The sequence below is a fragment of the Frankia sp. CoWAU3 genome (assembly GCF_977971855.1).
On sequence record NZ_CDWWXB010000249.1, the window covers coordinates 1 to 1599 of the forward strand.

Annotated in this window: 3 protein-coding genes; 2 read left to right on the forward strand and 1 reads right to left on the reverse strand. The window is 70.7% G+C overall.

The window, feature by feature from the left end:
- Positions 1-638: nitroreductase family protein (locus AC08ON_RS16490; protein WP_476617288.1), on the reverse strand; the 638-nt coding region annotated here is incomplete at its 3' end.
- Positions 639-768: 130 nt separating this feature from the next.
- Between AC08ON_RS16490 and AC08ON_RS16495 the strand changes: the two genes are divergently transcribed.
- Entirely contained in the window at positions 769-1104 is a 336-nt protein-coding gene (locus AC08ON_RS16495; RefSeq protein WP_476608416.1) for an ATP-binding cassette domain-containing protein, read from the forward strand.
- Positions 1105-1259: 155 nt separating this feature from the next.
- Positions 1260-1599 (forward strand): adenylate/guanylate cyclase domain-containing protein (locus AC08ON_RS16500; protein WP_476617289.1); only part of this gene is annotated, 340 nt, incomplete at its 3' end.

Below are 1599 nucleotides of genomic sequence, written 5' to 3' on the forward strand. Positions count from 1 at the left end.
AGCCTGCCGCTCACACCGTGGTCACTTGCCCGAACTGGGAGATCCGATCGTCCGCCGCCACGGGAATCCAGTGTCCCGTCGACCTCCATCTCCGTCGCGACCTGGGCCAGCCGAACGGCGGGCCGCGCAGGCAGCGGAGCGGTGTCCGCCTGGGTCCCGAACTCCAGCCAGCCGACCAGCACCTCGTCCGAGGTCAGCCCGAACGCCCCCCGGACCTCGGCGCTGTCCTGCATCGGCACCGACTTCCAGGCCGAGGCGACGCCGAGCGCGTGCGCGGCCAGGCAGATGTTCTGCGCCGCCGCCGCGGCCGAGGCGTCCTGCTCGGCGACCGGAACCCTCGAACCGACACGGGATGCGACGACGGCGATGAGCGCCGGGGAACGGGTGGCCTTGCCCGCGGTCTTGCGGATGACCGGCTCGGGCAACCCGCCGAGGGCCTCGGCGGCCCGCTTGATCGCCGCCGCCAGGGTGGCGCGGGCATCGCTCTGCACGACCACGAAGCGCCAGGGCCGCAGCATCTTGTGATCCGGCGCCGTGGTGGCGGCGCTAAGCATGATCATAATCTGCTCCACCGTCGGACCGGGTTCGACGAGCCGGGTCGCTGTGCGGCGCGTCATCAGGCAGGCGAGAGCGTCCATGAAAACTCCTCGGGGGATCGCGGTTCGGGGAGCCCCCGCGGGAAGTACCGATCTCCCGGCCGGCGACCGCGACCCAGCCAGCGGTGACAGCCGCCGGTGGATCTGGAACGGTGACAGGTTACCGTAGAGATTGCCCCGCTCGGACCTCCGCCGGGAGGCTCTCGTCACCGCCGTCGTTGAAATAGACCATCTGGCCAAGCGATACGGGTCCCAGCGCGCCGTCCGGGACGTGAGTTTCACGGTGCGGGAAGGGAACATCACCGGTTTTCTGGGGCCGAACGGCTCCGGCAGGACAACGACGCCGCGCATCCTGCTGAGTCTGGTCACCCCTGGTTCCGGCAGCGTGCTGGTCTTCGGTGGCTGCGGGGCGGTCGAGGTGAACGCGGTCGGCCGGGGAGTAGTCGGCCGGGGAGTGCTGGCCCAGGTGGCGGCGCTCCTCGCGGTGCGGCGGGAGCTGCCGTCATGACCGCGCCAGACCGGCCGCCGGCGGATGAGCCGTCCGGGTCGCGCCGTCCCGGCCGGGACCCGGCGGTGGCACCGGCGTGGGATGGGTCACCTCAGGCGCGTCGGGTACGCGCATCCCCCACCGGATCGGGTCGCGATCGGCCTACCATCCGGCACATGGTGCCGTGCCCGACATGCGCGGAGGACAACCACGAGCGGGCGCGCTTCTGCTCCGGATGTGGGAACCCCCTGCCCACCCCAGGGAGCGGCGCCCGGAAGACCGTGACGATCATGTTCGTGGACATCACCGGGTCCACCGACATCGGCGAGAGAATCGACTCCGAACCGCTGCAGCAGGTCATGTGGCGGTTCTTCACCACCGTCCGTGAAGTGATCTACACCCACGGCGGATCGGTCGAGAAGTTCATCGGCGACGCCGTCTTCGCCGTCTTCGGCATTCCCGTGCTGCACGAGGACGACGCGCTGCGCGCGGTTCGCGCCGCCCTCGACATCCGGG